A 6,204-nucleotide genomic window follows, 5' to 3' on the forward strand; every position below is an offset into this window, starting at 1 on the left:
CAGAGTTGTGTACGTTTCCGTTGCACACTTCTGCACTCCTATTTTGCACTACACAACCATCCCTTCATTGAATCGTTATGAATTTATACGAATATCACGTAAAAAGGTTTCGGATAAAAAGCGAAGATGAAATCACGTCTGTTTTCCGCTATAATCGGGTAAACATCATTGTAGCCGTTGCTTCTTTTCTGGAAAGAGGAGGGAAACGAGATGCGTGAGAAAGAGTCCAAACCGGTATCGTCACGGAAACGCCGTTATTTCGTCTATGGTCCAGAGGGAGCGTACGATGAGTATGTGGAACGGGACCCGAAACTCGAGGCATATGTCGAGGACGATACGCCGCTTGAAGATTGTCCGGACCCATACGAAGAAGAAGAGCTGAAATCAAGAGGATAAGTGTATATGTCAAGGTCAGATTGTGGACCTTGACTTTTATTTTGCCTGGAACTTTTTCTTGTCACGGTATGGATTGCCAATTCGTTATATTCGTCTTAACCACATTACTTTGATTATGAAAAGGGAGAGATGAAGATGAACATGAAACGATTTGGCTTATTAGTGGCGGTACCACTCGCACTACTCGTCGGATGCGGGGAAGCAGATGAACTGAAGACGACAGCGACGGATACGGAAGAAGTGGCAGAGGCGGAAGCGAGTGCGCCAGAGGAGACGACTGCTGAAGAAACGGACGTCCAAGAAAGCGAACTTGGCACGAACAAGATCTATATGAAAAATAAGGCAGTCACAATCACGGAGACGATGGGACCGATTCAGTTCGCCATCGACAAAGTGCAGACGTCACGTCTCACAGTCGCAGAAGCTTATAGCGACTTATTCGATGGACAAGAAGAGGTGACCGTCGTCGCGATGAACATGATCGTCGAGAACACGGTCGACGAGACGATGAGTTTCCATCCGAACCAGGCGACGCTCGTGACGAACACGGGGGAGCAGGTGTCTTCGGACTTGTGGTTCTCAGATGACGTCGGTGGCGAATTCATGGGGAAAGTGAAGAAAGAAGGGAACGTTCTCTTCTTCGTGAAGGCGAAGCCAGAAGAGCTGACGGACTTGAAAGTCGTCATCGATGGACCGTTTAACGAGAACTTCGACAAAGTGGCAGAAGAACGCTACGAATATACGATCAACGTGACGAAATAAGATGAAGCGTGCCGAACGAGTGTCGGCACGTTTTTTGTATGGTCATTGGAAAATGAGTAGAGGAATTATCATAAAACAAATGATTATTTCTAATTAGATGGGTACATATTCAATATAAGTCATTGTCCGACGAGATTTTCGAATAGGAGGGAGCGTGTCATGAAGGTTCGACATTGGTTGTTCACATTGCCTCTCGTATTTCTGATTGGATGCGGTGAGACGGATGAGGCGACGAGTTCTGAAACTATTGAGCAGACCGAACAGACAACAGATGAAGAAGCCACTTCTTCATCAGAAGGAAGTGAATCGAGCAAGGATGAAGATACGTCAGAAGGGATTGGTGGTTCTGAAGAGTTTGAAGTAGAAGAGAATGAGCTTGGCATCAGTCAAATTTACATGAAAAATCGTAACCTAGGTATTGAAGAAAAGATTGGTCCAATCATTTTTCAGATTGATAAAGTGCAAACCCTTCGATTACAGGTTGCTTCTGATTTTCGTTTCATGTTCGATGAAAAAAAAGAAGTGACCATTGTTTCGTTCAACGTGATTGTCGAAAATACGAGTGACGACACGGTCTCATTTCATCCGAATCAGGCCCGCCTTGTCACGAACACAGGAGAACAGGTAGACGCTGATCTAATCATTTCGGAAGATGTCGGAGGAGAATTTTTAGGTAAAGTGAAGAAAGAGGGCGGGGTACTCTTTCATGTAGATTCGATGCCAGCAGAGTTGACCGAAGTGCGTTTTGTCGTAGAGGGTCCGTATAACGACCAATTCAATACGATTGCGGAAGACCGTTACGAATACACAATCGATGTATCGAAATAAATAAAGGGCGTGCCGAAACCAAACGGCACGCCCTCTTTGTCTAGTCTAAACCTGAACGATAGAGGATAATGAAGATATCCCATCTTTTAGGAGGTCAGTGATGAAGGATGTCTCTCTACTCAAATATGACCAAAAGCTCCATTATGAATGGTCGAGTCATGTCTTGGAAGAAACGGAGGATTACGTATTATTGTATGCGGGGCCGGGGCGGAAGCTCCAGCATCATACACGAGGTGCCTGTTATACATACGATTCTCATTCACTGGAGTGCTTTATGCGACATGAAGGCTTCACGCTGCAACTCGATTTAGAACAGGACGGCACGATGCGCGGGTACTCCAATATCGGTCTCCCTCCGAAAATTACGGATGAGGAGATTCGTTTCATTGACTTGGATGTCGACCTCGTTGCGAGAGAATCAGGTGAATGGCAACTCGTCGATGAAGAGGAGTTTGACATCAACCGAGTACGATACGGTTATCCAGATGCATTGGTTGAACAGGTATGGCACACCGTCGCTGAAGTGAAACGACGAATCGAGCATCAGCAATTTCCGTTTGACGGTTCGTTAGAGCGGCGTCTCATCGAACTCGCTCAAAGAGAGATGCCTCACTTCCTCTGATGCGGTAACGGGATCGACAACACGTCCCAGTCATTGCCTGCAAATAGCTTCGATAGATAGACAATCTGTCCGACATGATAGCCGTAATGCGACACTTGTCGCTCAATCGCATCGATCACAGAGTGGGCTTCCCCGCGAATCATGACGTCTTTTCCTAAGTCTTCTGGTGTGAGAGCGGCCAAGACGTCGTCTAACAGTTGCCAACGCTCGTCCCACACCTGCATCAGTTCATCCCGGGACAGCTGTTGGTCCTCGAACTCGGCGTCGCGATTACGGTCCGGCTTCTCGCCGTCCGTCGTCAAGAAGTCGGTCCAGCGCGATTTCATGTTGTTCGCCATGTGCTGGATGATGAGGGCGAGGGAGAGCGTATCGGGCGCAAGCGTCTTGTGCAGGTCCTCGTCACTCACTTGGACGAGTGCGCGCTCGGCGAGTTGTTTCTGGCTGTTGAACGTGGCACGTACGGTATCGAGATATTGTGTTTCAAACATGAGAAATCCTCCTTTAGTATGTAAGCTATTTGTTTATACCCCATCATTGAACTTCTCAATGATGACTACGAAAAAAGCGTAGGATTTAGCGTCCTACGCTTTCGTTTACGCATGTTCCAACCGAAAATCTTCCCAATGATCGCGAGCTTGATTTCGAATTCGCTCCGATACTTCCTTACTGCTGAGGAGGATCCCGTACCAGCGCCGCGCATCTTCGTAATAGTCGAGCGCAGCCGAAAGGTCGGCAATCCGTAGCATAAGTTGATCGTACGGTAATCCAGTTCGAATCGGGTCCGTGTACGCCTCTTGCACCTCGTTGTATTTGTCGAGCGTCCGCTGCATCCATCCCTTCTCAGACGCCGTATCTCCCATCAATCGATACATCCAGACGATCCGCATCCCGAGCATGGCGACGACGGACGGCTTTTGTCCGCTCAACTGGGCCGTCATGACCGCAAACTTGTATAAGAGGATGACGTGCTCGTTCGTCCGGTCACCTTTTAGGACATCCGGGTTCACTTGGTTGAAGTAATGCGTCTCGAGTGCTTCCCGGTTATGCTTTCGCACCTTGTCGAACGAGTCGTGGAAGACGAGGTGACAGTGACCGCAGACGGTCGGCTCATACAAATACGGGTTCGGTCCGTCATACGTCGTATAGCCGTCCTTTTCGACCTCGAGCGGTCGGATGTGACGTGACAACACGCGCTGGGTCTTGCTTTCCTGTAAACAATACGGACATTTGACTTTCTTCAAAAACAAATGTTCTGCCATCTCGTCACCTCACACATAGACGTTGACGAGCAATCCGCGAATCTCACCGACCTGGTCGAGGAGGAAGAGGCGCGAGGCTTCCCCTGAGATGACCTGGTCCGTCAGCGCGAGGAGCTTCTGGTCGACTTGTTCGACGACCTTATAGATCTTCGCACGTCCCCGGCGATTGAATCCGCGTTTGTCCTCGAGGCGGAGTGCCGCGTCAACGGCCTCTTTCATAAAGTCTTTGATCATTTTCTTATAATCGGTTAGCGCCTCGACCGTCTGGCTCTCAGCGAGAAGCTCTCCTTGTTCCTGGATCGCGGCGATTTGGCGATGGAACCGCTCGTGCTCGCGGTCTTCACGTTTTTGACCGATGACGTTTTGGAAGGAGACGCCGGGTTCGACTTCGGGGCGTTTTGCCTTACTTGAGCCGAGGAGCGATTGCGTCTCCATGATGCGACGAATGTCCATATGGGCAACCGTCCTTTCTTTAGGTTAGTTCAATAATTGTAACACGCCTTGCGGCAATGCGTTCGACTGCGCAATCATCGCCATGCCAGACTGATTCAAGATGTTAAGGCGGGCGAAGTCCATCATTTCACGGGCCATATCGGCATCACGGATTCGTGACTCGGATGCCGTCAAGTTCTCAGAACCGATGGCGACGACGCTGACGTTCGCCTCAAGCCGGTTTTGGATCGCCCCGAGCTTCGAGCGTTCGAGTGACACACGGTTGATGGCTGCATCGAACTTCGCGATCGCTTCTCCCGCTTTGTCTGGCGTCAATACGCTGAGGGAGTAGTAAGAAACATCTACTGTCGCTTGATTGTTGTCATGGTCGACGGGAGATAACGCTCCGCCTCCCGCTGTCGTTGTCGTGATACCGAGTGCGTGCGCCCGCATGTCTTCGACGTTCAAGACGACGGCCTCGTTATTACCGGCCCCGATTTGGAAGAAGAGCGTGCTCGCGCCCTGCATGTATTCCCCGTTCATGATCTTCTTCGAGTTGAACTCGGTCGTCTCGGCGATTCGTGTCACTTCTTCCGTCAAGGCGTTGATCTCTTCTTGAACGGCTTTCGCATCGTCCTCGCTGAGCGTCCCGTTCGCCGCTTGGACAGACAGTTCACGCATGCGCTGGAGGAGGGAATGCGTCTCGTTCATTCCACCTTCGAGTGTCTGGGTGAGCGAGATGCCGTCGAGCGTGTTGCGCTCAGCCATCGAGAGCGAGTCGAGGCGCATCCGCATCTTCTCGGAGATGGCAAGTCCTGCCGCGTCATCCGACGCCTTGTTGATGCGGACACCGCTCGAAAGTCGGTCCATCGTTTTCTTCATCGACGCCTGGTTCAACGAGAGTGACGTATAGGCCTTCAACGCTTGGACGTTATTGGTAATTTTCATAGCGGTTTCCTCCAGTCGGGACAGATTGTGTTTTCGCGCGTTCCATCGCCTCGCTCCACGTCTTGTCGAGGTCGCTAGCGAGCGTATGTAGTTCTGCGATCTTTTGCTGATCCTGGTCGATGATCGCCTCGACACTGGCATTCGCCATATAGAGATAGATTTCATCGAGTTGCGCCGCGATGATGCCACCGCCGTCATGAAGTCCTTGATGGAGCTTGACCAACAGCTCGCGCGCTTGGCGCAGGTGACGATTTCGTTCAGCGATTGTCGAGCCTTGGGCGCGTTCGTAATGATATGTGAGTGCGTGTAACATCGCCTGTGTCAGTTCTTCAGGCCTCATTTCATATAACTGGGTTGGGTTCATCTTGGTTCTCCTTTAATGGAATCGAGTTCTTCTATCAACAGCAACACTTCCGCCATCACGTCATACAGCTGCGGGGGGATGGCGTCCCCTAAGTCGAGGTCGAGCAAGTGTCCGAGCAAGGAATGGTCGTTCTCGACCGCCACGCCTCGGGCACGTGCCTCTTGTAGAATCTTTTCAGCGACGGATCCCGTTCCGCGGGCGACGATGACGGGCGCTTTGTCCGTCGATTCGTCATAGCGGACGACCGCGGCCGTCTTTCGTTTCGTCAAATCCATGCGTTGGTACATCGTGTCCTCCTAAATTCTGAAGTCATAGCCGGTCGTCGGTGTTACCGTAGGCTCATCGACGACGCGCTCGGCTTTCGTGAGCGGTTTGAACTGGGTCGTCACGCTCTTATAGCCGATCGTCTCGAGCGTCTGTTCGATCTTGCCGAGGAGCGGGCGGGCGAGTCGTTCGACCGTCGCATCGTCATGCTCGAGCGTGAGGCGGAGGTTCCGGTCTTTCGCTTCGAGTTTGACACCGATCTCGCCGAGGCGAGGCGTCTCTAAGCGGATATAAAGAACGCTGTTCTCCCAGTCGACGACGTCACCGGC

10 protein-coding genes and 1 pseudogene are annotated in these 6,204 nt (G+C 51.0%); 4 read left to right on the top strand and 7 right to left on the bottom strand.

Features of this window, described 5'->3' with window-relative positions; all coding sequences use genetic code 11:
* Positions 1 to 210: 210 nt before the first annotated feature.
* From ON063_RS14005 to ON063_RS14020, 4 genes are all read left to right on the top strand, one after another.
* Positions 211 to 396 (top strand): hypothetical protein, encoded by a 186-nt coding sequence (locus tag ON063_RS14005; protein WP_274665540.1) that lies wholly within the window; start codon positions 211 to 213, stop codon positions 394 to 396.
* 135 nt (positions 397 to 531) lie between these two features.
* The gene (locus ON063_RS14010; RefSeq protein WP_274665541.1) at positions 532 to 1,158 is read left to right on the top strand and encodes a hypothetical protein; all 627 of its coding nucleotides are present in this window, start codon (positions 532 to 534) and stop codon (positions 1,156 to 1,158) included.
* A gap of 159 nt (positions 1,159 to 1,317) precedes the next feature.
* A complete protein-coding gene (locus ON063_RS14015; protein ID WP_274665542.1) occupies positions 1,318 to 1,986 on the top strand; it encodes a DUF4352 domain-containing protein in 669 nt (222 codons plus the stop codon).
* A gap of 100 nt (positions 1,987 to 2,086) precedes the next feature.
* Positions 2,087 to 2,608 (top strand): DUF402 domain-containing protein, encoded by a 522-nt coding sequence (locus tag ON063_RS14020; protein WP_274665543.1) that lies wholly within the window; start codon positions 2,087 to 2,089, stop codon positions 2,606 to 2,608.
* Here the strand turns inward: ON063_RS14020 and ON063_RS14025 are convergent.
* The 7 genes and pseudogenes from ON063_RS14025 to ON063_RS14055 all read right to left on the bottom strand — a co-directional run.
* The gene (locus tag ON063_RS14025) at positions 2,596 to 3,096 is read right to left on the bottom strand and encodes a DUF1572 family protein (RefSeq protein ID WP_274665544.1); all 501 of its coding nucleotides are present in this window, start codon (positions 3,094 to 3,096) and stop codon (positions 2,596 to 2,598) included. The genes ON063_RS14020 and ON063_RS14025 overlap by 13 nt on opposite strands.
* A 105-nt stretch (positions 3,097 to 3,201) precedes the next feature.
* The gene (locus tag ON063_RS14030; RefSeq protein ID WP_274665545.1) at positions 3,202 to 3,867 is read right to left on the bottom strand and encodes a DUF2225 domain-containing protein; all 666 of its coding nucleotides are present in this window, start codon (positions 3,865 to 3,867) and stop codon (positions 3,202 to 3,204) included.
* A 9-nt stretch (positions 3,868 to 3,876) separates the two neighbouring features.
* Positions 3,877 to 4,320: a YaaR family protein gene (locus tag ON063_RS14035; protein ID WP_274665546.1), complete on the bottom strand. Its 444-nt coding sequence runs from the start codon at positions 4,318 to 4,320 to the stop codon at positions 3,877 to 3,879.
* A 24-nt stretch (positions 4,321 to 4,344) separates the two neighbouring features.
* Positions 4,345 to 5,247 carry a flagellin N-terminal helical domain-containing protein gene (locus ON063_RS14040; RefSeq protein ID WP_274665547.1) on the bottom strand — a complete coding sequence of 301 codons (903 nt, stop codon included), beginning with the start codon at positions 5,245 to 5,247 and terminating at the stop codon, positions 4,345 to 4,347.
* Complete coding sequence (locus tag ON063_RS14045) at positions 5,231 to 5,611, bottom strand: flagellar export chaperone FliS (protein WP_224861752.1); 381 nt, start codon at positions 5,609 to 5,611, stop codon at positions 5,231 to 5,233. Before ON063_RS14045 ends, ON063_RS14040 begins: the two co-directional genes overlap by 17 nt.
* Positions 5,608 to 5,898 (bottom strand): EscU/YscU/HrcU family type III secretion system export apparatus switch protein, encoded by a 291-nt coding sequence (locus ON063_RS14050; protein WP_274665548.1) that lies wholly within the window; start codon positions 5,896 to 5,898, stop codon positions 5,608 to 5,610. Before ON063_RS14050 ends, ON063_RS14045 begins: the two co-directional genes overlap by 4 nt.
* 9 nt (positions 5,899 to 5,907) lie before the next feature.
* Positions 5,908 to 6,204: pseudogene (locus ON063_RS14055) on the bottom strand (hypothetical protein); the annotation flags it as partial.

This window comes from Exiguobacterium sp. B2(2022) (assembly GCF_028823655.1).
In the GTDB taxonomy this organism is placed as follows: domain Bacteria; phylum Bacillota; class Bacilli; order Exiguobacteriales; family Exiguobacteriaceae; genus Exiguobacterium; species Exiguobacterium aestuarii_A.